The sequence below is a fragment of the Azospirillum sp. TSO35-2 genome, from assembly GCF_003116095.1.
In the GTDB taxonomy this organism is placed as follows: Bacteria; Pseudomonadota; Alphaproteobacteria; order Azospirillales; family Azospirillaceae; genus Azospirillum.
Map to the genome: position 1 here is coordinate 651,200 of NZ_LGRA01000021.1, position 23,525 is coordinate 674,724.

A 23,525-nucleotide genomic window follows, 5' to 3' on the forward strand; every position below is an offset into this window, starting at 1 on the left:
GGGGCGCCGGCCTTTCGACCGGCGCCCCCGCCAACTTCATGCCGCCAACATCATGCCGCCGGCGTCACGCCGACGGTCAGGCGGCGTGGTCGAGGATCGTGCCGGTGGCGGTGCCGATCGCCGTGTTGCCGTGGGTCAGGTGCAGCAGGAAGTTTTCCGTCCCCTCGGTGGTGTTGTCGCCGTTGATGTGGACGGACACCGTCTTGCTGGTCTCGCCCGCCGCGAAGTGCAGGTCGCCGGAGGCGGCGGTGTAGTCCGAACCGGCCTTGGCCGTGCCGTCTTCCGTCGCGTAGTGGATGGTGGTGGCCGTCGACAGCGCCTTGGTCAGCTGCACGGTGAAGACCGCCTCGTCGCTGCCGGCCGCGGTGGTGGCGTTGGTGGAGGCGAGGCCGGCCTTGATGATGTTCATCTTGGTCGGGTCGATGGTCTTGTAGTCGTTCTGCAGCAGGCCGCCGACGTCGCCCGATTCCGGCGTCCAGGCCCAGTAGGTCCAGTTCATGCCCTGCTGGCCGGCGGCCAGATCGCTCTTGCCGTCCAGGTTCCAGTCGCCGTTCATGTACTTGACCAGCGTGCTGGCCCAGGTCTGCTCGGCCTGGCTGTGCATCTGGCCGCCGAACTCGCCGATCAGCACCGGGGCGATGTTGTTCTTGTAGATGTAGCCCCACATGCTGTCGTACTGGGCCGGCAGGTTCTTCGGATAGGCCGGATCCGACAGCCAGCTGAACTGTCCGACGCTCTGGCCATAGGCGTGCGGCGAATAGACCAGCTTGTTCGGCACGTCGAACTCGACGGGATGGTTCTTCACGCCGGCCAGCGTGCTGCTCCACTCCGTGCCCTCGACCAGCATCAGCCAGTCCTTGTTGACCGACTGGATGGAGTTGCCGATGCGCTCCGCCGCGGCGGCCCAGTCGGTGGCCTTGTTGCCGTCACCCCAGGTGGCGGAGACGCTGGGCTCGTTGTGCAGGTCGGCGCCGATGACCGCCTCGTTGCCGGCGTAATGCTTGGCCAGCATCTTCCAGTCTTCGATCACCTTCGATTCGGGGTTCTTGTCGGTGTACCACAGCCCGTGCTCGTTGGTGCCGGCGCCGCCGTCGTTGCGGTGGTGGTCGAGGATCACCTTCATGCCGACCTTGCCGGCATAGTCGATGACCTTGTCATAGACCTCCAGCCGGGTCAGGCCCTTCAGGTCCGGGTTCTTCGCATAGTCGATGCCGTTGGTCACGGCGCTGCTGTCGAACATGTCGTCGGCCCAGGTCAGGCGGATGACATTGAAGCCCAGCCCCTTCATGCTGTCGACGTGGTGCTGGTAGCTGTCGGCCCACAGGCCGGAGGGCACGTAGTTGTAGCCCTCGCCGCCGAACCAGTTGACGCCGGTCAGGCGGACGTTGTGCCCGCTCTCGTCGACGATCTGGTTGCCGTTGGTGTGCAGGAAGCCGTTGATCGAGCCGGAGCTCTGGACCATGCCCGGGTCGGTCACCGTCACGTTGCCGACCTTGACCGTCGGGGTGGTGGAGCCGCTGCCGCTGTCGGTCGACCCCGTGGAGCCGCCGGTGGAGCCACCGGACCCCGTCGAGCCGCTGGAGCCGCCGGATCCCGTCGAACCGCTCGAGGTGCCGCCGCCGGTGCTGCCGGACGCGGTGAAGTGGCTGGCGTCCAGCTTGGCGGTCAGCGTGGCGTTCCAGTAGAGGTCGCTGGTCGCGCCGACGTCGGTGCCGCTGTCGTCGCGGTGCACCGACACGGCCGCGTCGGTCGCCGCCACGCCGTGGCCGTCGACGCTGACGCTGTGGACGTACAGGTTGCGGTCGCTGCCGTTGACGATGGCGTCGTTGTCGTACTTCACCTGCACCGCGTGGGCGGTGCCCTGGGTCAGGCTGGTGGTGAAGCTGTAATCCTTGGCGGCGGTGCTGTCGGCCGTGCCCTCGCCGATTTCCTTGCCGTCGACCAGCACGGTGAAGTGCGCGCCCTCGCCGCCCGCGGCGTTGCCGCCGGCGTTGACGGTGATGACGTTCTTCGCGGCGCCGGCGGCCGGGGTGGCGCCGGCGCTGGGGGCGGCGGCGCCCGGGGTGGCGGTGCCGGCGTAATAGCTGGCGGGGGTGCTGAAGGTCAGCGCGCCGTCCCACCACATGTTCTGCGGATCCGCCTGGGTCGCGGCCGTCGCGGCGCTGTCATGGCGGGTGTAGGTGGCGTCGGCGGTCTGCAGCGTATGGCCGTTGACCTCGATCGACTGGACGTAAAGATCACGATAGGCGCCGTTCACCGCGTCGTTGTCGTAGACGACCTGGACCGAATGCGCCGTGTTCGCCGCAAGGTCGGCAGAGAAGCTGTAGCCCTTGGACGCGTCGGAGGTCGTGCTGGCCTCCCCAACCTCTTGGCCATCCACCAGCAGCTTGAAATGCGGCGCGACGCTGTCCCCGGACTGGCCGTAGGCGTTGACGACGATCTTGCTCGACATGGTGGTTGTGGTCATGACTCTAATCCTATTTGCGTTTCGTTGGGCTCATGCTGACGCTCCAATGGTTAACGAAACCTTTCCAAAACCCGGTTAACTTTTCTCCATGCTTGTGGCAAATTTGGCCCAGTGGATCACAGGCGGCCACATTGGCTCGGTTGGCTTCGGACAATCATATCCCATCTTGGTCACAAGTCTCGGGACAGGCATCCCAATCATCCTTTCATGCCAATTGTATTGTTTCGCTTTTCCTTCCCAAGCAAAAATGAAGTCAGAAACACGAAAGGAGATGTGATCCATACCTCGTCCGATAGCATGAATTTTAGTTTCAATATCAGCCCCGGAAGCGACCGATCAGCAATGATGATACTTGGATGAAACGGGGAAAAATCTCATCATCATCTGTCGTTAGGGAGTACGCCCATCGGATGGCCACGATGACGGTTATCCCCCTATGCGCGCGCAAAAAGGTTAACGCGCGAGGCTGTCACCCCGCGATTCGACACCCCCCGGCCCCTGGTCGTAAATAGAATATATTCCTCTATGGCGGCAAATGGTTCAGTGACGATCATCACTGCCGGCCAAGCCGGCCTTCGCCGACACTCGGGCGGGTCGGGGCAAGGCCGAGAGGGGGGAAAGACGATGGCGACCGGATCGCACGCGACGTTTCTGAACCGCATCAAGGACGCCGCGCAGTCGCGCATCAAGGCGGGCGCCTTCGCCGACGCCGAAGCGTCGAAGGCCGAGATCGAGCAGGTCGGCCAGGGCATCGCCGCCAAACACCGCGGCGTCATCTCCGCCGCGCCGATCAAGAGCATGGACCGCGCGTCGCAGAAGGTCGGCATCGACTATGACGGCGACTGGCATTCCATCAAGGATCTGGCGCGGATGACCATCGTCGTGCCGACGCTGTCCGACTGCCGCTCCGTCCTGGTCGACCTCAAGCGCGCCTTCACCGCCAGCCAGGGGCGGGGCATCATCCAGGTGAAGGAGGTGACGGCGGACGCCGATCCCTGCGGCTATTCATCGACCACCGTCTTCGTGCGCACCTCGAACGGCCGCCCGGCGGAAATCCAGATCAACGTGCCGGAGATCATCTACGCCAAGCAGTCGGAGGACAGCGTGCGCCGCATCCTCGGACCGCAATGGTTCATGAACATCAAGATGAAGTACCAGCTCGACGGCGGGCTCGGCCACGCGCTGTACGAGATCCACCGCGTCGCCCCCGGCTCCAGCCGGGCGCAGAGCGCCGCCGCGCTGAGCCGCAGCTACTACGCCTTCTTCCGCCAGCGCGTCCCCAGCCCATCCGCCGCCGCCGGCCTGCGCAAGGCGTTGCAGGATCTCGGGGTGCAGAAACACTGAGCCGGACGGACGGCGCGCCTCGGCGCGCCACCATCCCGTTCAGCGCGCCTCCACCATGCCGATGAACTGGGCCAGTTCCGGGGTGGACGGCCGGTCGAACAGCTCGGCCGGCGGGCCCTGCTCGATGATGCGGCCGCCATGCATGAAGACCAGCCGGTCGCAGACCTCGCGGGCGAAGCGCATCTCGTGCGTCACCAGGATCAGCGTCATGCCCTCCTCCGCCAACCGCCGGACCACCCCCAGCACCTCGCTGACCAGCTCGGGGTCGAGCGCCGAGGTGATCTCGTCGCACAGCAGCACCTTCGGCGCCATCGCCAGCGAGCGGGCGATGGCGACGCGCTGCTGCTGGCCGCCCGACAGCTGCGACGGGTAGGCGTCGAACTTGTGGCCCAGCCCGACCTTGGCCAGCGCCGCTTCGGCGGCGGCGCGGGTGGCGGCCTTGTCCTGCTTCTTCACCACCTTCAGCGCCAGCATGACGTTCTGGCCGGCGGTCAGGTGGGGGAACAGGTTGAACTGCTGGAACACCATGCCGACCTTCAGCCGCAGCGCGCGCAGGTCGATCTGGCCGGGATCGACGCATTCGCCGTCGACCTCGATGACACCGCCGTCGATGCGCTCCAACCCGTTGATGCTGCGCAGCAACGTGCTCTTGCCGGAGCCGCTGCGGCCGATCATGGCGACGACCTGCCCCTCCTCCACCGTCATGTCGACGCCCTTCAGCACCTCCACCGGGCCGAAGGACTTGCGGAGTTCCGACAGTTTGACCAGCGGCTTCCTAACGGGCGACATTGAGTTTCCTTTCCAGCGCCTTGGCCGACAGCGACAGCGGGTAGCACAGCGCGAAATAGATCAGCCCGACCAGCCCATAGACCAGGAAGGGCTGGAAGGTGGCGTTGGTGATCATCGTCCCGGCCTTGGTCACCTCGACGAAGCCGATGATCGAGGTTACCGCGGTGCCCTTCACCACCTGGACCGAGAATCCGACGGTCGGCGGCACGGCGATGCGCAGCGCCTGGGGCAGGATGACGTGGCGCATCTGCTCGCCGAAATTCAGTGCCAGGCTGGCCGAGGCTTCCCACTGGCCCTTCGGCACCGCCTCGACGCAGCCGCGCCAGATCTCGGCAAGGTAGGCGGCGGTGAACAGCGTCAGCCCGACCGCGGCCGAGGTCCAGGCCGAGGTCTCGATGCCGATCAGCGGCAGGGCGAAGAAGACGATGAACAGCTGCATCAGCAGCGGCGTGCCCTGGAAAACCTCGATCACCAGCCGGGCGGCGACGCGCAGCGGCGGCAGCGGCGACACCCGGGCCAGCAGCAACAGCAGCCCGGCGACGCCGCCGCAGACGAAGGCGATCAGCGACAGCAGCACCGTCCAGCGCGCCGCCAGCAGCAGGTTGGACAGGATGTCCCACAGGGTGAACTCAAGCACGCGACACCCCCTTGGCGAACATCCGCTCGCCCATCCGGCTCAGGATCCAGCGCAAGCCCACCGCCAGCACCAGATACAGCGCGGTCGCCAGGAAATAGACCTCGAACGGACGGAAGTTGCGGGACTGGATGAAGTTGGCGGCGAAGCTCAGCTCCTCCGCCGCGATCTGCGAACAGACCGACGAGCCCAGCATGACGATGACGACCTGGCTGGTCAGCGCCGGCCAGATCTTGCCCATCGCCGGGCCCAGCACGACGTAGCGGAAGATTTGCGGGCCGGTCATGCCCAGGCTGGCCCCGGCCTCGATCTGGCCCCGGGGCGTCGCCTCGATGCCGGCGCGGATGATCTCGGTCGAATAGGCGCCGAGGTTGATGACCATCGCCAGCACCGCCGCCTGCCATTCGTGCAGCCGGATGCCCAGCGACGGCAGGCCGAAGAAGATGAAGAACAACTGCACCAGGAAGGGCGTGTTGCGGATCAGCTCGACATAGGCGCCGACGACGACCGCCAGCGGCTTGACGGTCGAGGTCCGCGCCGCCGCACCGCCGATGCCGATGGCGACGCCCAGCGCCGTGCTGACCGCGGTCAGCGCCACCGTGGTGACCACCCCGTCGACCAGCACAGGCGTGTAGTCCAGCAGGGACGAGAAATCGAAGCTGTAGGCCATTGAGGGGTCCGTGCGGTGGGTGTGCCCCCTCCCCATCCCTCCCCCGCCTTTGGCGGGAGAGGGGGCAGAACGCTTGTCGGCGTGGCGTTCCGGCGAGGCGGCGGCAGTCCCCTCCACCGCCAAAGGCGGGGGAGGGTTAGGGAGGGGGCAAAAAGCCGATCACAAATCCTTCGGCAGCGGCGCGTGCAGCCACTTCTTGGCGATGTCGTTCAGCGCGCCGTCGGTCTTGGCCTTGGCCAGGATGGCGTTGACCTTCTCCTGCAACGCCGGCTCGTTCTTGTTCAGGCCGACGAAGCAGGGGGAGTTCTTGACCAGGAACTTCAGGGTCGGCTGGCGCGGCGGGTTGCGTTCGACGATGGCGGCGGCGACCACGTTGCCGGTGGCGACCAGTTCGACCTGCCCCGACAGGAAGGCGGAGATGGTGCCGTTGTTGTCCTCGTAGCGGCGGACGGTCACCTTGTCCGACACGATCTTCGACAGCTCGATGTCCTCGACCGAGCCGCGGGTGACGCCGACGGTCTTGCCCGCCAGATCCTCGACCGTCTCGGCCTTGACGTCGGCAGGACCGAAGACGCCGTTGTAGAAGGGGGCGTAGGCGTCGGAGAAGTCGATGACCTTCTCGCGCTCCGCGTTCCTGCCCAGGCTGGAGATGACGAGATCGACCTTGCCGGTGGTCAGGTAGGGGATGCGGTTGGTGCTGCTGACGGGGACCAGCTCCACCTTGGCGCCCATCTCCTTGGCCAGCAGGGTGGCGGTGTCGATGTCGTAGCCGACCGGCTTCAGGTCGGTCCCGACCGAACCGAAGGGCGGGAAGTCCTGCGGCACCGCGACGCGCAGCACCTTTTCCTTGTTGATCCGCTCCAGCGCGTCCGCTTGTGCGGTGGCCGTGAAGCCGCCCGCCAGAACCGCCGTGGCAAGGCCGACCGCACCGAGTATCGTTGCAAACCGCATGGCACCTGATCTCCAACCGAAAGACGATGCCTCACCCCACTTCAAACGGCGTGCCACCTTGGTCGTAGCCGTTCCGATTGGCGCCAAGGCACGGCAATGTTACGGTTATCCCAGATGCGGCGCATTCTGTTACGTCTGTAACGCTACAGCGCCGCCGTTCACCCTGCCCACCAAACGCGCACAGGCTCGCTGACAGAGGCAACCCGCCCATGAATCAGGCACACCCCCCGGCCGACCCGGGCGCGGCGGAACCGGCGCTGACCACGCGCATCCGCGACCGCTACGGCGACCTCAGCCGGACGGAGCGGCAACTGGCCGACGTCATCCTCGCCTGCCCGGGGGAGTTGTCAGGCTATTCGGCGACCGAGCTGGCGCGGCGGGCCGGGGTGTCGAAGATGACGGTGTCGCGGCTGGTGCGCCGCCTGGGCTATCCCGGCTTCGAGGAGGCACGGATCGCGGCGCGGCGCGGCGGCGACTGGGGGTCGCCGCTGTTCCTGCTGCCACCCGACGGGGCCGGCGCGACGGCCGGCGGCGGTGGAGCGGTTCCACCGCCCGAGGCCCATTTCCAGCGCAGCGTCGAGGCGGTGGCCGCCACCGCGCGCCAGACCGACCCGGCGGCGCTGGCGGAGGCCGCCCGGACGCTGGCGGCGGCCCGGCGGGTCTGGGTCTGCGGCGCCCGCAACAGCGCCTTCCTGGCCGGCTACGCCCGCTGGCAGTTCATCCAGGTGCGGGGGGACGTCCACCAGATGGTCGCTGCCGGCGAGACGATGGCGGAAACGCTGGCCGACATCGGCGGCGACGACGCGCTGCTGCTGGTCGGCATCCGCCGCCGGCCGCCGGCCATCGTCCGGCTGCTGCGCACGGCGCAGGAGCGCGGCATCCCGACCATCCTGATCGCCGACAGCCATTCGGTGCTGGAGGGGCCGGCGCCGGCCCTGACCTTCCGCTGCGAAACGCGCAGTCTGGCGGCGCTCGACACCCACGTCGCGGTGATGGCGGTGATCCACGCCCTGGCCGCCGAACTGATCCGCCTGACCGGCGAGGCCGGACGCGCGCGCATCCGCCGCATCGAGAGCCTGCACGAGGAGTTGCAGGAACTGTAACCGACGCGTTCCGGGTTCAGCGCAGGGTTACCGCATTTGGCGTTCATGCCCTCTCCCGCCCCGGGAGAGGGCGCCAAAAGCGATTGCCTTGGGATTCACCGGCGGTTTGCCCGGACAGGCCGATCAATGATAGGAATAACAGCCTATCAATGTCCGCCGAGGCTTGACCATGCCGGCTGTCCACCGCTCCGTTCCACCCCACCGTGACCGCGAAACCGCGCTGCACCCCGCGGATGGAACAGTGGAACATCGCCCGGAAAGTGTTTCATCCTGTTCCAAACGTTCCACGACCGTTCGATCGACCGCTTCCAGGGCGATTGCCGTGGCCGCCAGCCAGCAGGGCGATCGCACAGGAAAACCGCATTCCTTCAAAGGGATTTTTTCGTCATCCCCGCGAAGGCGGGGATCCAGAGTTCGCCAAGCGGATCCGCTGGAAAGCCTGGATCCCCGCCTTCGCGGGGATGACGGACATCCTTGGAAAGAAACAGGTCCCTCAGGGCCGATCCCCGTGGGCCGGCCCGGCAGCCGCCTTGCATTCCGGTGGCAATGGCGACACCTTGTCCCTGTGTACGAACGTCACCCGCGCCGTCCCCACCGCGACCGCCCGCCTTCGGCCGGCGCGCCGGGCGGCCCAGCCCCAGAGGACGGCCCCCGCGGCCGAAACCATATGCGCCGTCATCGCCGCGCCAAGATCGTCGCCACCGTCGGACCGGCCAGCAACTCGCCCGAGATGCTGAAGACCCTGTTCCTGGCCGGCGTCGACACCTTCCGGCTGAACTTCAGCCACGGCACCCACGACGACCATGCCAAGGTCCACCGCGCCATCCGCGCGCTGGAGGCCGAGGTCGGCCGGCCGATCGGCATCCTGCAGGACCTCCAGGGCCCGAAGATCCGCGTCGGCACCATCCGCGACGGCAAGATCACCGTGACCGCCGGCGAGGCGATCCGCTTCGTCCTCCAGGGGACCGACGGCGACAAGCGCTCCATCCCGCTGCCGCATCCGGAGATTTTCGCCGCGGTGCTGCCGGGCCATCACCTGCTGATCGACGACGGCCGGGTGCGGGTCGCCGTCACCGAACTGGGCGACGACTGGATCGAGGCGCAGGTGGTGGTCGGCGGCACCATCTCCAACCGCAAGGGCGTCAACCTGCCGGGCACCGTGCTGGACCTGTCGCCGCTGACCGCCAAGGACCGCGCCGATCTGGCCTTCGGGCTGGAGTTGGGCGTCGACTGGGTCGCCATGTCCTTCGTGCAGAAGCCGGCCGACATCATCGAGGGCCGCGGCCTGATCGGCGACCGCGCCGGCCTGATGGCCAAGATCGAGAAGCCGCAGGCGCTCGACCGCATCGACGACATCATCCGCCTGTCGGACGCGGTGATGGTGGCGCGCGGCGACCTCGGCGTCGAAATCCCGCACGAGGAGGTGCCCGGCCGCCAGAAGGAGCTGGTGCGCGCCTGCCGTCTGGCGGTGAAGCCGGTGATCGTCGCGACGCAGATGCTCGACTCGATGGTGTCCGCCCCGACCCCGACGCGGGCCGAGGCGTCGGACGTGGCGACCGCCATCTATGACGGTGCCGACGCGGTGATGCTGTCGGCCGAATCGGCCTCCGGCCAGTATCCGGTCGAGGCGGTGACGATGATGGACCGCATCATCCGCTCGACCGAGCAGCACAAGCTCTACCGCTCGCTCATCGAGGCGTCGAGCCTGGGCGAGGAGCAGTCGCCGCCGCACGCCGTGGCCGCCGCCGCCGCCGATCTGGCCGGGGCGATCCACTCCTCGGCCATCGTCGCCTTCACCTCCAGCGGGACGACCGCGGCGCGCATCGCCCGCAAGCGGCCGGAGGTGCCGATCCTGGCGATCACCCCCGACCAGAGCGTGTCGCGCCGGCTGTGCCTGCTGTGGGGCGCCCACAGCGTGCTGTCGGACGACATCCGCACCTACGAGGAGATGGTCGACCGCGCCATCGCCACCGCCCGCCGCGAGGAGTTCGCCGGTGCCACCGGCACCATGGTGGTGGTCGCCGGCATCCCCTTCGCCCAGGCCGGCACCACCAACAACCTGCGCGTCATCCAGATGGAAAAGCCCTGAGCCGACGGGCTGCGGCGGGCCGGGAAGGATCCCGGACCGCCGCGGCCGCCGTCTCAGACGCCGGGGCTCGACAGCAGGAAGTTGTCCGCCGTCAGGGTCGAGCGGTCGACGTTCATCAGCTTCATCGTGCTGCTGGCACCGAAGTCGATGGTGGTATCGGCGCCGCTCTGGGCGGAGTGGCTCAGCACGTCGCTGAAGCTGGAAAAGCCGGCGATCGAGCGGATGTCGAGCACGTCGCCGCCGCTGCCGGCGGTGAAGTCGCCGATGCAGTCCCAGCCGTCGTTGGCGTTCTGGACGAAGGTGTCACGGCCGGCACCGCCGATCATGTAGTCGTTGCCGCCGTTGCCGGTGATGGTGTCGTTGCCGCTGCCGCCGGCCAGATACTCGCCGGCCGCGGTGCCGGTCACCGTCTTGCCGGTGGTGGTGCCGGTGCCGCCCCCGCTCGACCCGCCGCTTCCGCTGCCGGTCGCGGCGAAGGAGACGTTGGCGGCGGTCAGCGTGCTGCGGTCGACGTTGGCCAGCTTGACGCTGTTGTTGGCGTCGAAGCGCACGATGGTGTCGGCGCCCTCCTGCACGGTGACGGCCATCACCGCGTTGAAGCTGGTCAGCCCCGACCAGCCCGCCACATTCAGCACGTCGCCGCTGTTGCCGGCCTGGAAATCGCCGACATAGTCCCAGCCGTCGCCCGGCTTGAAGACGAAGGTGTCCTGGCCGGCACCACCGATCATATAGTCGTTGCCGCCGTTGCTGATGATGGTGTCGTTGCCGCTGCCGCCGGCCAGATAGTCGCGGTCGGCGGTGCCGGTCAGGGTCAGGCCGGCGGTGCCGCCGGTGGAGCCGCCCCCGGTGGAGCCGCCGCCGGTGTCACCCCCGCCGCTGGACCCGCCGGCCTGGCCCAGCGTGACCGTGCTGCCGGACAGGTGGATGTCCGACGCGGCGAAGCTGCCGGCGATCCGCAGCGTGGTGTCGGCGCCGGCCGTGCCGTCGAGCCCGATATGGACCAGCGTCACCCCGTTCACCGTCTCCGCCTGGACTTGGCCGGCGAGCAGTTGGCTGCCGGTGCCGGTGGTGACCGACCCGGCCAGCGCCGCCCCGGCGATGGCGAAGGCGTCGCCGGTCACCGCCCCGGTGATGCTGCCGAAGCCGTTCGCCTGCGCCGCCGTCATCGTCACGGTGTGGCGCTGGCTGCCAGTCAGCGCCAGCGTCTCGACGCTGGTCAGCGTCATGCCGCTGATGTCGATCTTGGGCGAGGCGACGTCGGTGTAGTATTCCAGGTCGTAGCCGTTGAGGCTGGTCAGGTTGTCGGACCGCAGTTCCAGCGTGTCGGTGCCGGTGCCGCCGTCGAAGGACACCGTGCCGGCGTCGATCTGGTTGACGACGATGTAGCGGTCGTTGCCGGCGTCGCCGAACAACAGGTCGGCCTGGGTCTGGGCATAGCCGCCGGAACTGACGATGCCGGCCAGGATGGTGTCGTCGCCGTCGCCGCCATGGACGGTGTCGACACCCCAGTCGCCCTTCACCAGATCGTTGCCGCCGTCGCCGAAGACCGCGTCGTCGCCGCCACCGCCGGCCACCGTGTCGTTGCCCAGTTCGCCATGCACCTGGTCATTGTCGGCGCGACCGTAGATCAGGTCGTTGCCGCCGCCGCCGAAGACGGTGTCGTTGCCGTCGCCGGCCTCCAGCGTGTCGTTGCCGGCGCCGCCATGCTCGATGTCGTTGCCGCCATGGCCCCAGAACCACACCGCACTGTCGCCGGCGGTCAGGCTGTCGGCGTATTCCGACCCGACCCAGCGCTGGATGTTGACGAAGGTATCCCCGGCCGCCTCGCCGGTGTTGTTGGCGCCGTTGGTCAGGTCCAGCGTCAGGCCGCTGGTCGCGTTCTCATAGGTGACGATGTTGAAGCCGGTGCCGCCGACATAATGGTCGGCGCCCAACCCGCCGTTCATGGTGTCGCCGGCCGACTGGCCGCTGTTGCCACCACCGACCAGCGTGTCGTTGCCGGCCCCGCCGATCAGGCTGTCGTTGCCGGTGCCGCCGGTGATGCTGTCGTTGCCGCCCAGCCCGTTGATCGTGTTGCCGCCATTGTCGCCGACCAGCGTGTCGTTGCCGTTCGTCGCGGTGCCGCTGTAGGCCAACCGGTGCGGCCAGGCGTCGGCCCCGGCGAAGGGGCGCGCGGTGGCGATCGGGCCGGTCACCACGTCGAGATCCCACGAGGCGCCCAGCGCCGCAGGACCGACCGGGTGGCTGGCGGCGGCGACGCGGGCGCCGGTGACGGCGGCCAGCCTCTCGACGAAGCGGCGCCCGTTGGTGCCGGCGCCGACGTCGCAGGCGTGGATCAGGATCTCGGTGCCGGTCGCGTCCGGCCAGCAGCGGTCGAGCAGCGCGCTGCTGTCGAGCGGCTGGGCGCCAAGCCGCACCTCACCCGGCGCGCCGTGGGCGATCAGGTGGATCGCCGCCGGCCGCGTCTCCAGCGCGTCGGCGAGCAGACCGAGGGCGTCCTCGTCGTCGGCGACCCGGATCACCGTCAGGTCCGAAGCGTGCCGACCGATCAGCGCGTCGATGTCGGCCAGACCGGCGTCGGCAAGAATGATCCCTTGCATGAAAACCCCTTTCTGGGGAGTTGTTGGAAACCGTTCAAGGTCTCCGTCATGTACGGAATCGGGTCTGTTGAACAACGCCGAATAAGATGATCATTCCTTCGGAAGCATTCACCCCGCTTGAGCGTCCTGTTTTCTCCGCACTGGCGAAATGAGTACGGACAGCGCGAGCGGCGATGGGCGGAGGATAATCCGCCTTCCTGTCGAATTGGCCAAGAGGGGTCGTCATCCGACGCAAACCGCCTATCGTTACCTCCTATTCGGTGGTGAAGCCCGGCGCGAACGGGCGGATCCTATTTGTTTGACCTATATGGGAATAGCCGGCATCGTTCCGGCCATCATCGCAGTGGAAGGGAGTGTCCCCCATGCCTGGTCCTGTGCCCGAAGCCGCCATCCCGCCGTCCTTCACCGCGTTCGTCATCGCCGACGAGGGCGGCAAGCCCAAGGGGGCGTTCACCAGCCTCGCCCCGTCGGATCTGCCCGACCATGACGTGCTGGTCGAGGTCGCCTTCTCGACGGTGAACTACAAGGACGGGCTCGCCGTGTCCGGCAAGGCGAAGATCGCCCGCAAGCTGCCGATGGTGGCGGGCATCGATCTGGCCGGAACGGTCGTCGAGTCGCGGTCGCCGGACTGGGCGCCGGGCGACCGGGTGGTGGTCAACGGCTGGGGCCTGTCGGAGACGCAGTGGGGCGGCTACAGCCGTTATCAGCGGGTGAAGCCGGAGTGGCTGATCCGCCTGCCCGACGCCTTCACGCTGGAACAGGCGATGGGCATCGGCACCGCCGGCTACACCGCGGCGCTGTGCGTCGACGCGCTGGAGCGCTGGGGCGCCCTTCAGTCCGGCGGCCGGGAGGTGCTGGTCACCGGGGCGGCCGGCGGGGTCGGCTCGGTCGCCGTCGCCCTGCTGGCCAAGCACGGCTGCACCGTCATTGCCTCCACCGGCCGCCCGGACACCCACGACTATCTGAGGGGACTCGGCGCCAGCGGCTTCATCGACCGCGCCACGCTGCTGGAGAAGGGGGCGCCGCTGCAGAAGGAGCGCTGGGCCGCCGGCGTCGATTCGGTGGGCGGCGTCACGCTGGTGAACGCGCTGGCACAGACGGTGTGGGGCGGCGCCATCGCCGCCTGCGGGCTGGCCGGGTCGTCCGACCTGCCGGGCACGGTCCTGCCTCACATCCTGCGCAGCGTGGCCCTGATCGGCGTCGATTCGGTGATGGCGCCGGCCGACCGTCGGGCGTCGGCCTGGGCGCGGCTGGCCCGCGACCTCGACCCCACGCATCTGGCGGCGATGTACCGGGTCCATCCCTTCGCCGATCTGCCGGACCTCGCCGGCCGCATCCTGGCCGGCCAGATCCGCGGCCGGGTGGTGCTGGACCTGCGCGCCTGACACCCGCATGAAAAACGGGCCGTCGGGGGATGCCCGACGGCCCGGCGGTTGCCGAACGAAAGAAGGGCCACGCGCGTGGCCCTTCCCGTCTCTTCCGATGCGTCCCCCGCTCTTACTTGAGCAGGTCGTGGACGAACATCGACACTTCCGGAACCAGCGTCACGACCAGCAGCGTGACCCACAGCGCCGCCATGAACGGCCACATGGAACGGACCACCTTGCTGACCGGCACCTCGCCGATGGCGCATCCGAGGTAGAAGGCGGCGCCGACCGGCGGCGTGTTCAGGCCGATGGTGCAGTTCAGCAGCACGATGATGCCGAACTGGACGGGGTCCATGCCGTAATGCATGACGATCGGCAGGAAGATCGGCGTGCAGACCAGGATATGGGCGGCCATATCGAGGAAGATGCCGAACAGGAACAGCGCGATGTCGACCATGATGAAGACGACCCAGGGGGTCGTGCTGATGCTGCTCAGCGCCTCGCCAGCGATTTCGGCGACACCGTAGATGCTCATCAGATAGCCGAACATCGTCGAGATGCCGATCAGCAGCAGAACGATGCCGGTGGTCTTGGTCGCCTTGGCCGCCGCCTTGAGGAAATCCTGCCAGCTCAAGCTGCGATAGACGAAGACCGTCAGCAGCAGGGCGTAGAGCACGGCCACCGCGCCGGCTTCCGCCGCGGTGAACACGCCGGACAGGATGCCGCCGACGATGATGACCATGATGAACAGGCCGGGAAGCGCCACCGCCAGGCTGCGGGCGACTTCGGTCCAGCCGGGGAACTTGCCCGACGGGTAGGCACGGGCGCGGGCGACGAAATAGGCCGTCAGCAGGTTGGCGATGGAGAGCATCACCGCCGGGACCGCGCCGGCCATGATCAGCGAGTTCATCGACACGATGCCGCCGGCGGCCAGCGAGTAGATGATCATGTTGTGGCTGGTCGGCATCACCGCGCCGACCAGCGAGGAATAGGTGGTGACGTTGACGGCGTAGTCGGCGTCGATGTTCTCTTTCTTCATCAGCGGGATGAGCGCCGAACCCATCGCCGAGACGTCGGCCACCGGCGAGCCGGACACGCCGCCGAACATCGTGCAGGCCACGACGTTGGTCATGCCGAGACCGCCGCGGACATGCCCGACCATCGCCTTGGAGCAGCGGATGATGCGGTCGGCGATGCCGCCGTACATCATCAGCTCGCCGGTGAAGATGAAGAAGGGGATGGTCAGGAAGGCGAAGACGTTCATGCCGGCGGCCATGCGCTGGAACACCACGGCGACCGGCAGGCCTTCGTACAACACGGTGGCGAGCGACGACAGACCGATGGCGAACACCACCGGCATTCCAACGATCAGCCCGAGCACGAAGGTCAGGCAGAGAATGGTCAGTGCCATGACGGGGTGACCTCCAGGTTCAGGACCCGAGCGACAATGCGCTCGATGGCGAAGACGATGATCAGGACCCCGCCGATCGCCAGAGGCAGATACGACCAGCCCTGCGAGATCGGCAGTCCGGGATTGACGTATTCCCACATTTCCCAGCTCAGGACCGACCCGCCCCAGGCCATGAACATGGCGAAGACGATCATGCCGAGATAGACGATGATCTCGGCGGCGTAGCGCACCCGCTCGGGAGCGAAGGTCAGCAGGGATTCCATGCCGATGTGCCGGCCGTCGCGAACGCCGACCGCGGCGGCGAAGCAGGTCACGTACAGCACCATCACGAGCGCGAGGATCTCGGTCCAGGCCGGCGAATCGTTGAGGATGTAACGGCCGTAGATCTGCGTCAGCACGGCGATCAGGATAATCATCAGCCCAAACACCGCCAGTTGCAGGCAGAGACGGGACAGTCTGGCGTTGAAGCGGAAATAGGCACCGAGCGCACCCGTAATCATGGACGTTTTCAGTCGGTGCTCTAGGGGCGGGGCCAGCGTTTGCTCAGCCATCCGGGTATCTCCTTATGTCCCCAAGGGTGAGGGTGATCGACACGGCATCGTGCTTCGACGTCGGAGTGGCTGCATTCCGGACATGGAGGTCGGAGTGCGTCGGCGGGCTCGGGATGTCGTCGTGACGAAGGGGCGCGTGGTGCGGAGTGGACCGGCCCGGCCGCCGTGGCGACCGGGCCGGCGGCTGTCACTTGGACTGCTGGATGCGGACGAGAAGATCCTTCAGCTTCGGATCGGTGAGGAACTGGTCGTAGACCGGCTTCATCGCCGCCTGGAACGGCGCCTTGTCGATGGTGATGACCTCGACGCCCGCCTTCTCGACGATGCTCCGCGACGACACCTCCATCTCCTCCCACAGCTTGCGCATGTGCGGGACGGAGTCCTTCGCCGCCTTGCGGACCAGGGCCTTCTCTTCCGGCGTGAAGCTGTCGTAGGTCTTCTTCGACATCAGCAGCACGTCGGGCGCCATGGAGTGCTCGGTGAGCGTGAAGTACTTCGCCGCCTCGTACTGGTGCGAGGACTGGTAGGTCGGCCAGTTGTTCTCGGCGCCGTCGATCAGGCCGGTCTTCAGGCCGGTGAACACTTCACCGGTCGGCATCGGCGTCGGGTTGGCGCCGAGCAGCTTCATCATGGCGACCCAGACGTCCGACTGCTGGACGCGGATCTTCAGACCCTTGAGGTCGTTGATGCTGCGGACCGGGGTCTTGGTGTAGAAGGAGCGCGAGCCGGAGTCGTAGAACGCCAGGCCGATCATGCCGTGCGCGTCGCAATCGCCCAGGATTTCGTCGCCCAGCGGGCCGTCGAGGACCGAGCGCATGTGCTGCGTGTCGCGGAACACGAAGGGCAGCACCGGCACCATCATGGCCGGGCAGATGGTGTTGAGCGTCCCGGCGTTGACCCGCAGGAACTCGATGGCGCCGAGCTTCACCTGCTCGATGGTGTCCTTCTCGGAACCGAGCTGGGAGCTGGGGAACACCTTGATGGTGTACTTGCCGTTGGTGGCCTTGCTGAGCTCATCGCTCATGTACTGCACGGCCTTGACGGTCGGATAGTCGGGCGGCTGAACGTCGGCGGATCGGAACTGACGAGCCTGCGCCTGGGCGACGGTCAGCGCCATCAGGCTGGCAACGCTGGCCAGAGCCAGTTTCTTCATAAAGCTCATGTGGGTCTGCTCCTGTATTGACGTCTTACGTAGAAGGAACTGGCTCGGCGATCCGTCCGGTTGGCGGCTCGCTTTGCGTGGAACTCGGTGTATTCACGGTGTCGCCCTGTGCCCATCGATCATGACAGCGCTGTTCGCAGCGCTATTATTTTCCGATCCGCACGATAAAGACCGTTCCGCGTTGTGCCGGCGCTTAAACAACTCCCTGGGTGCTGAAGCCCTGCACGGCGGCCGGGTGGCGATGCCAGCGTTCGGTCGTTCGATCCGAAGCACCCGACGGCGTAGTTATATTAATATATTACATTGCTTGGCAAGGCGGTTTTCTCGCTGTGCGTCGCGGCGGAGAAAATGTCGCACGACGCCAAGATCCGGTTCGACAGTACCGTCAAGCTTGCACCACATGCGACCCATTGCCGCAGCTTCCGGACTCACGACGCAGGACTGGACGCTTGAGGTCTTCTCATTGGTCCCTGTCGGAGATCTGTTCACTGGACTGGTGCCGTTGTTCGGAACGTGACTTGGCGGTGCAGGTTTTCCCGGTCTTTAGGATATTAGTATATCACTCGGCGCGCAACCCTGAAAGTTCGTGCCGGCAACAACGGCGCGGCGAGAGCCGGGACACCGCAGCGGAGGTTGGACGCGGGGTTCACCGGGGCACCGCCGGCCGGAGCCCGCGAAGCCGCCGCCACGGTCACGCCGTGGCGGCGATCGGGACAAGCGCGCCGGTGGCCGAGGCGGTCAGGATGGCCTCGATCAACCGGTGGACCTTCAGCGCCTCGCGCCCGTCCACCCGCGGCCGCCGCCCCTGGTCGAGGGCGTCCAGGAAGTCGCTCAGCACCGCGCGGTGGTGCTGGTGGGAGAAGGCCATGGGGTCGGCCCCGCCGCCCAGCGTGGCGCCGTCCTCACCAGCCACGATGCGCTCGCCGGTGCACAGTTGGACCTCCAGCCGATCACCGGCCAGCCGGGCGGAGCCGGCGGTCCCGGCGATCTCGATGCGCTCCGGATAGCCGGGGAAGGCGGCGGTGGTGGCATCGACCGTCGCCAGCAGGCCGTTGTCGAAGCGCAGGGCGGCGGCGACCACGTCCTCGGTGTCGATCCGGCGCAACGGGCTGGTCGCGGCGAATCCGGCCACCTGGGTGGGCAGGCCGAGCAGACCGACGAAGGCGTCCAGCGTGTGGATCGCCTGGGTCAGCAGCACGCCGCCGCCGTCGCGCGCCTTCATGCCGCGGCCGGGCTGGGCGTAATAGGCGGCGTCACGCCACCAGCGCACCGCCACCGCGGCCGACAGCGGCGTCCCGAGCGTGCCGTCGCGCAGCAGCGCCGCCAGCCGCTCCACCGCCCCGCGGAAGCGGTGCTGGAGCACGACGCCCAGCGTCAGCCCGGCGCGCTCCATCGCCGCCACCACGTCGCGCGCGCCGTCCGGCGTCGCGTCCAGCGGCTTTTCCAGCAGCACATGCTTGCCGGCGGCGGCGCAGCGCGCCACCAGCGCGGCGTGGGTGTCGGGCGGGGTCAGCAGCAGGACCGCCGACAGGCCGGGATCCTCCAGCAAGGCGTCGATCCGGTCGACGACCGGCAGGCCGAAACGGGCGGCGAAGGCGGCACGGCGGTCGGCCGACGGGCTGAAGCCACCCGCCACCTCGACCCGGTCGGCGAGGTCGATCAGGCTCTGCGCGTGCGGGGCCGCCGCCATGCCCAGCCCGATCACCCCGACGCGGCGCCGGGCCGGGGTTCCCGTCATGGCGTGGCCTTCGACGGCAGGCTGGCCGCTGCCGCACCGTCGAGGCTGTCGGAGAGGCTGCCGGAGAAGTAGAGCGGGGCGGCGTTGCGGACGTCGTCGACGGTGATCTGCAGATTGTCGAGATGCCGGACCAGGCTCTGTTCGGCGCGGTCGGGGTCGTGGCCGGCGATCGCGTCGACGATGGCCTCATGCTCGGCGATCACCGTGCTCATCCGGCCGGGCACCGGCAGGGTCAGGCGGCGGCAGCGGTCCAACTGCACCTTGGCCTGCTGGATGATCGTCCAGAAGCCGGGATAGCCGGCCATTTCGGTGATCTGCGCGTGGAACGCCTCGTCGGCCTGGTGGAAACCGTCGGCGTCGCCGCTCGCGTCCACCTCATGCTGATGCTCGACGCAGGCGCGCAGGGTGGCGATCTGGCTGCGGGTCGCCCGTTCGGCGGCGAAGCGCACCGTCGCGCGCTCCAACACCATGCGGATGACGCCGGCCTCGGGCAGGGCACCGAGCGGGATGCGGGCGACGAAGGTGCCGGACTGCGGGAAGATCTCGATCAGCCCTTCGTCGGCCAGCCGCAGCACCGCCTCGCGCACCGGGGTGCGGCTGACGCCGTAGGCCTCGGCGATCTGCTTTTCGGCGATCGGCTCACCCGGCTTGCGCTTCAGCGACACGATCTCCGCCCGCAGGTCGCGGTGGATGGCGTCCGCCGCGGTGGGACCGCGCCGAACATCCCGCCGCCCGGCTGGCGGAAGGGAAACGGGGTGCAGCGCGGCGGCGGGGGGTGGCCCCCTCAGGGGCGTCACGGTGGAGCCGGTCTTGACCGGCTGGTTGCCGGATGGCATGGCGTCCAGCCTCCTCTAAAACAGATCATCAAGAATATTAATATATCAGTACGGAAGGCAAGTGGTTTCGCCGCCCTATCGCAATTTAATTGAAAAACTTCGCGGCGGAGTATGAAGGCTGGGGGAATGGGGGAGGCCGGGAACGCGCATTGCGCTGCCCTCCCTCCCCCGCCAGGGGTGGGGGAGGGAGGGCAGCGGCGCCTACCGGTCCACCGCCACCGGGATGTTCAGCGCGTTGCGTTTCGCCACCGCCTCATAGACCGGGGGGAAGGCCGGGCGGTTGATGTAGCGGCCGGCGCCGCGCACCGCGCGGCTTTCGCCCAGCGCGTGGACGATGCGGCCCTGGCTCAGCGTGTAGGCCGGGGTGCCGGTGACGGTCATGCCTTCGAAGATGTTCAACCCCACCTTCTGCATCTGGGTCTTGGCCGAGATGGTCTTGGTCGCCTTCGGGTCCCACACCACCAGATCGGCGTCCGCCCCGACGTCGACCGTGCCCTTGCGCGGGTAGAGGTTGAAGATCTTCGCCGCGTTGGCCGAGGTCGCCGCGACGAACTCATTCATCGTCAGCCGGCCGGTGTTGACCCCGTGGGTCCACAGCGCGGTCATGCGATCCTCGATGCCCGCCGTGCCGTTCGGGATCTTGGTGAAGTCGTTGCGGCCCATCGCCTTCTGTTCGGCGCAGAAGCAGCAATGGTCGGTGGCGGTGGTGTGCAGGTGGCCGGCCTGCAGGCCGCGCCACAGCGCCTCCTGATGCTCCTTCGGGCGGAAGGGCGGGCTCATGACGTGGCCGGCGGCGACGTCCCAGTCGGGGTTGCGGTAGACGCTGTCGTCGATCAGCAGATGGCCGGCCAGCACCTCGCCAAACACGCGCTGGCCATCGTCCTGGCCGCGCTTGATCGCCTCCAGCGCCTCCTTGGCCGAGACATGGACGATGTAGACCGGGACGCCGAACACCTTCGCCACCTGGATGGCGCGGTTGGCGGCCTCGCCCTCCACCTCCGGCGGGCGGGACAGCGGGTGGGCTTCCGGACCGGTCAGCCCCTGGGCCAGCAGCTTCTTCTGGAGTTGGAAGACCAGCTCGCCGTTCTCGGCGTGGACGGTGGGGATGGCGCCCAGCTCCAGGCAGCGCTGGAAGCTGTTCACCAGCGTCTCGTCATCGGCCATGATGGCGTTCTTGTAGGCCATGAAGTGCTTGAAGCTGTTCACGCCATGGTCGGCGACCAGCGTGCCCATGTCCCGGCGCACACTCTCGTCCCACCAGGTCACCGCGACGTGGAAGCTGTAGTCGCCGGCCGCCTTCTCCGCCCAGCCGCGCCAGGTGTGGTAGGCCTCCATCAGGCTCTGCTTCGGGTTGGGGATGACGAAGTCGATGATCATCGTCGTCCCCCCGGCAAAGCCGGCGGCGGTGCCGCTGAAGAAATCCTCCGTCGTCACCGTGCCCATGAAGGGCAGCTCCATGTGGGTGTGCGGGTCGATGCCGCCCGGCATGACGTAGCAGCCGCCGGCATCGATCGTTTCCGCCCCGGCGGGGGCGTCGAGCGCGTCGCCGACCGCCGTGATGACGCCGTCCTGGCAGAGGACATCGGCGCGCTGCGTGCGCTCGGCGGTGACGACGGTTCCGCCGCGGATCAGGATCGGAGACATGCTCGGGCGCTCCCTCATGGAGTGGATGGGACGGGGTCGGGGGACGGTTCGGATGCTTGCGGTTCCGATGCCTGCGATTCGGGCAGGCCGGCGGCGCGCAGGACCAGCCGCAGGACCTCCGCGGTCATGGCGGCGAAGTCCTGCCGGGTCAGGCTGCGGCGGCCCAGCACCTTGCGGATCTGGACGTCGAAGTCGGCGTAATGCTGGGTCACCGCCCAGATCATGAACAGGAACTGGCGGGCGTCGACCGGGGCCATGCGGCCGGCGGCGACCCAGCCGTCGATCACCGCCGCCTTGGCATCGACCAGCGCCTTCAGGTCCTCGGCCAGGAAGCGTTCGACCTGGGTCCCGCCATGCAGGATTTCGTTGGCGAACACCTTGGAGGCGTGGGGCCGCGTGCGCGACGCTTCCATCTTGGCGGTGACATAGGCGGTCAGCGCCGCGGCCGGATCGGCGTCGGGGGCGAAGGAGCCGATCGGCGCCAGCCACATCCGCAGGATGTTGTCGAGCACCGCGCGGTAGAGGTCTTCCTTGGTGCCGAAATAGTAATGCAGGTTGGCCTTGGGCAGGCCGGACCGCTCGGCGATGTCGGCCATGGTGGCGCCGGCGCAGCCCGCCTCGGCGAAGACGCGTTCGGCCGCCTTCAGGATGCGCTCGACGTTCTCACGCCGGATGCGACCCTGGGGCGGGGCCTGGGGCGGGATGGTTTCCGCGGTGTCGGCGGCTGTTCGCGCCATTGTCCTTGCCATCGCTCGTCTTGACCGGGAACGATCCCCTCTCCCCCCTGGGGAGAGGGTCAGGGTGAGGGGGTTGCACGGCGTGGATCAGCGAGGAACCGACAAGTCCGGCTCCACCGCCGACTCCATGCCATGCGTCCCCCTCACCCAACCCTCTCCCCGGAGGGAAGAGGGCTGACCTGCTCGGCCATCGCATCGGCGCGGTCCAGCACGGCGTGCAGCAGCACCTCGCAGCCGGCGGTGGTCCATCCCGGCGTGGTTTCCTCGATCTCGTTGTGGCTGATGCCGTCGATGCAGGGGATGAAGACCATCGCCGTCGGCGCCACCTTCGACAGGTAACAGGCGTCGTGGCCGGCGCCCGACACGATGTCGCGGAAGCTGTGGCCGGTGCGCTCCACCCCCTTGCGGACGGCGGCGACGCAGGTCGCGTCGAAGGCGATCGGGGCGTAGTACCAGATCTGCTGGAAGTCGTTCTCCAGCCCGATCTCGCCGGCGATGCGCTCGACCTCGGCGCGCAGCTCGCCGTCCATGGCGGCCAGGATCGCGTCGTCGGGATGGCGGAAGTCGACGGTGAAGAAGACCTTGCCGGGGATGACGTTGCGGGAGTTCGGGTGGATCTGCATCAGCCCGACGGTGGCGCAGGCCAGCGGCCCGTATTTCAGCCCGATCCGGTTCACCGCGTCGACCACCCGCGCCGCGCCCAGCAGCGCGTCGCGGCGCCGGACCATCGGGGTCGGGCCGGCGTGCGCCTCCTGGCCGGTGAAGGTAATCTCGTACCAGCGCTGACCCTGGCAGTCGGTGACGACGCCGATGGTCTTGCCCTCCGCCTCCAGGATCGGACCCTGCTCGATGTGGGCCTCGAAATAGGCGCCGACCTTGCGGCCGCCCACCTCCTGGTCGCCGGCATAGCCGATGCGGGCCAACTCCTCGCCCATCGTCCTGCCGTCGAGGTCGGCGCGCGACAGGCCGTAATCGAGGTCGAACACCCCGGCGAAAACGCCCGACGACACCATGGCCGGGGCGAAGCGGGATCCTTCCTCGTTGGTCCAGACCGCCACCTCGACCGGGGCCTCGGTGACGTAGTTCATGTCGTTCAGGCTGCGCACCACCTCCAGCCCGGCCAGCACGCCATAGACGCCGTCATACTTGCCGCCGGTCGGCTGGCTGTCGAGGTGGCTGCCCATGATGACGGGGGGAAGGCTGTCGTCGCGGCCGGGGCGGCGGGCGAAGATGTTGCCCATCCGGTCGACCGTCACCGTGCAGCCGGCCTCCTCGCACCAGCGCACGAACAGGTCGCGGCCTTGGCGGTCGAGGTCGGTCAGCGCCAGCCGGCACACGCCGCCCTTGGGCGTGGCGCCGATCTGCGCCATGTCCATCAGGCTCTGCCACAGGCGGGAGCCGTTCACGGCGACATTCTGCGGGGTGGACATGT

General features: G+C 67.9%; 18 protein-coding genes. 4 read left to right on the forward strand and 14 right to left on the reverse strand.

The genetic code is table 11. The annotated features are described in order from the left end of the window. Positions 1–76: 76 nt before the first annotated feature. Positions 77–2,467: a carbohydrate-binding domain-containing protein gene (locus TSO352_RS19135; RefSeq protein ID WP_109108867.1), complete on the reverse strand. Its 2,391-nt coding sequence runs from the start codon at positions 2,465–2,467 to the stop codon at positions 77–79. Positions 2,468–3,091: 624 nt separating this feature from the next. Between TSO352_RS19135 and TSO352_RS19140 the strand changes: the two genes are divergently transcribed. Then, a complete protein-coding gene (locus tag TSO352_RS19140) occupies positions 3,092–3,811 on the forward strand; it encodes a hypothetical protein (RefSeq protein WP_109108868.1) in 720 nt (239 codons plus the stop codon). Positions 3,812–3,850: 39 nt separating this feature from the next. Here TSO352_RS19140 and TSO352_RS19145 read toward each other — a convergent pair whose 3' ends face one another. The 4 genes from TSO352_RS19145 to TSO352_RS19160 all read right to left on the reverse strand — a co-directional run bounded on the left by TSO352_RS19145 (position 3,851) and on the right by TSO352_RS19160 (position 6,855). Then, positions 3,851–4,600, reverse strand: a complete 750-nt coding sequence (locus TSO352_RS19145) for an amino acid ABC transporter ATP-binding protein (RefSeq protein ID WP_109108869.1) — start codon at positions 4,598–4,600, stop codon at positions 3,851–3,853. After that, the gene (locus TSO352_RS19150) at positions 4,587–5,237 is read right to left on the reverse strand and encodes an amino acid ABC transporter permease (RefSeq protein WP_109108870.1); all 651 of its coding nucleotides are present in this window, start codon (positions 5,235–5,237) and stop codon (positions 4,587–4,589) included. Before TSO352_RS19150 ends, TSO352_RS19145 begins: the two co-directional genes overlap by 14 nt. Further along, on the reverse strand, positions 5,230–5,904 hold the full coding sequence (locus TSO352_RS19155; RefSeq protein ID WP_109108871.1) for an amino acid ABC transporter permease: 675 nt from the start codon (positions 5,902–5,904) through the stop codon (positions 5,230–5,232). The genes TSO352_RS19150 and TSO352_RS19155 overlap by 8 nt, the downstream gene beginning before the upstream one ends. Positions 5,905–6,063: 159 nt before the next feature. Beyond that, entirely contained in the window at positions 6,064–6,855 is a 792-nt protein-coding gene (locus tag TSO352_RS19160; protein ID WP_109108872.1) for a transporter substrate-binding domain-containing protein, read from the reverse strand. A gap of 209 nt (positions 6,856–7,064) precedes the next feature. Here TSO352_RS19160 and TSO352_RS19165 point away from each other — a divergent pair, with 209 nt between their 5' ends. Together TSO352_RS19165 and pyk are read left to right on the forward strand one after the other, a co-directional pair. Next, a complete protein-coding gene (locus TSO352_RS19165; RefSeq protein ID WP_109108873.1) occupies positions 7,065–7,958 on the forward strand; it encodes a MurR/RpiR family transcriptional regulator in 894 nt (297 codons plus the stop codon). Between the two features lie 667 nt (positions 7,959–8,625). Beyond that, a complete protein-coding gene (pyk, locus tag TSO352_RS19170; RefSeq protein ID WP_109108874.1) occupies positions 8,626–10,047 on the forward strand; it encodes a pyruvate kinase in 1,422 nt (473 codons plus the stop codon). A gap of 53 nt (positions 10,048–10,100) precedes the next feature. On the opposite strand, the gene TSO352_RS19175 is transcribed toward pyk, so the two are convergent. Beyond that, complete coding sequence (locus TSO352_RS19175; protein ID WP_109108875.1) at positions 10,101–12,647, reverse strand: DUF4347 domain-containing protein; 2,547 nt, start codon at positions 12,645–12,647, stop codon at positions 10,101–10,103. Between the two features lie 362 nt (positions 12,648–13,009). Here TSO352_RS19175 and TSO352_RS19180 point away from each other — a divergent pair, with 362 nt between their 5' ends. Continuing rightward, the gene (locus TSO352_RS19180; RefSeq protein WP_247872259.1) at positions 13,010–14,032 is read left to right on the forward strand and encodes an MDR family oxidoreductase; all 1,023 of its coding nucleotides are present in this window, start codon (positions 13,010–13,012) and stop codon (positions 14,030–14,032) included. Positions 14,033–14,144: 112 nt separating this feature from the next. Here TSO352_RS19180 and TSO352_RS19185 read toward each other — a convergent pair whose 3' ends face one another. From TSO352_RS19185 to TSO352_RS19220, 8 genes are all read right to left on the reverse strand, one after another. Further along, on the reverse strand, positions 14,145–15,425 hold the full coding sequence (locus tag TSO352_RS19185) for a TRAP transporter large permease (protein WP_109108876.1): 1,281 nt from the start codon (positions 15,423–15,425) through the stop codon (positions 14,145–14,147). After that, positions 15,416–15,976 carry a TRAP transporter small permease gene (locus TSO352_RS19190; RefSeq protein WP_109108877.1) on the reverse strand — a complete coding sequence of 187 codons (561 nt, stop codon included), beginning with the start codon at positions 15,974–15,976 and terminating at the stop codon, positions 15,416–15,418. The genes TSO352_RS19185 and TSO352_RS19190 overlap by 10 nt, the downstream gene beginning before the upstream one ends. Positions 15,977–16,163: 187 nt before the next feature. After that, complete coding sequence (locus tag TSO352_RS19195) at positions 16,164–17,138, reverse strand: TRAP transporter substrate-binding protein (protein WP_199231659.1); 975 nt, start codon at positions 17,136–17,138, stop codon at positions 16,164–16,166. Between the two features lie 691 nt (positions 17,139–17,829). Then, positions 17,830–18,876, reverse strand: a complete 1,047-nt coding sequence (locus TSO352_RS19200; protein ID WP_109108879.1) for a Gfo/Idh/MocA family oxidoreductase — start codon at positions 18,874–18,876, stop codon at positions 17,830–17,832. Then, entirely contained in the window at positions 18,873–19,712 is an 840-nt protein-coding gene (locus tag TSO352_RS19205) for a GntR family transcriptional regulator (RefSeq protein ID WP_109108880.1), read from the reverse strand. The genes TSO352_RS19200 and TSO352_RS19205 overlap by 4 nt, the downstream gene beginning before the upstream one ends. Positions 19,713–19,913: 201 nt before the next feature. After that, entirely contained in the window at positions 19,914–21,356 is a 1,443-nt protein-coding gene (gene hydA / locus TSO352_RS19210; protein WP_109108881.1) for a dihydropyrimidinase, read from the reverse strand. Between the two features lie 14 nt (positions 21,357–21,370). Next, entirely contained in the window at positions 21,371–22,093 is a 723-nt protein-coding gene (locus TSO352_RS19215) for a TetR/AcrR family transcriptional regulator (RefSeq protein WP_247872260.1), read from the reverse strand. Positions 22,094–22,236: 143 nt separating this feature from the next. After that, on the reverse strand, positions 22,237–23,523 hold the full coding sequence (locus TSO352_RS19220; RefSeq protein WP_109108882.1) for a Zn-dependent hydrolase: 1,287 nt from the start codon (positions 23,521–23,523) through the stop codon (positions 22,237–22,239). Between the last annotated feature and the right edge of the window lie 2 nt (positions 23,524–23,525).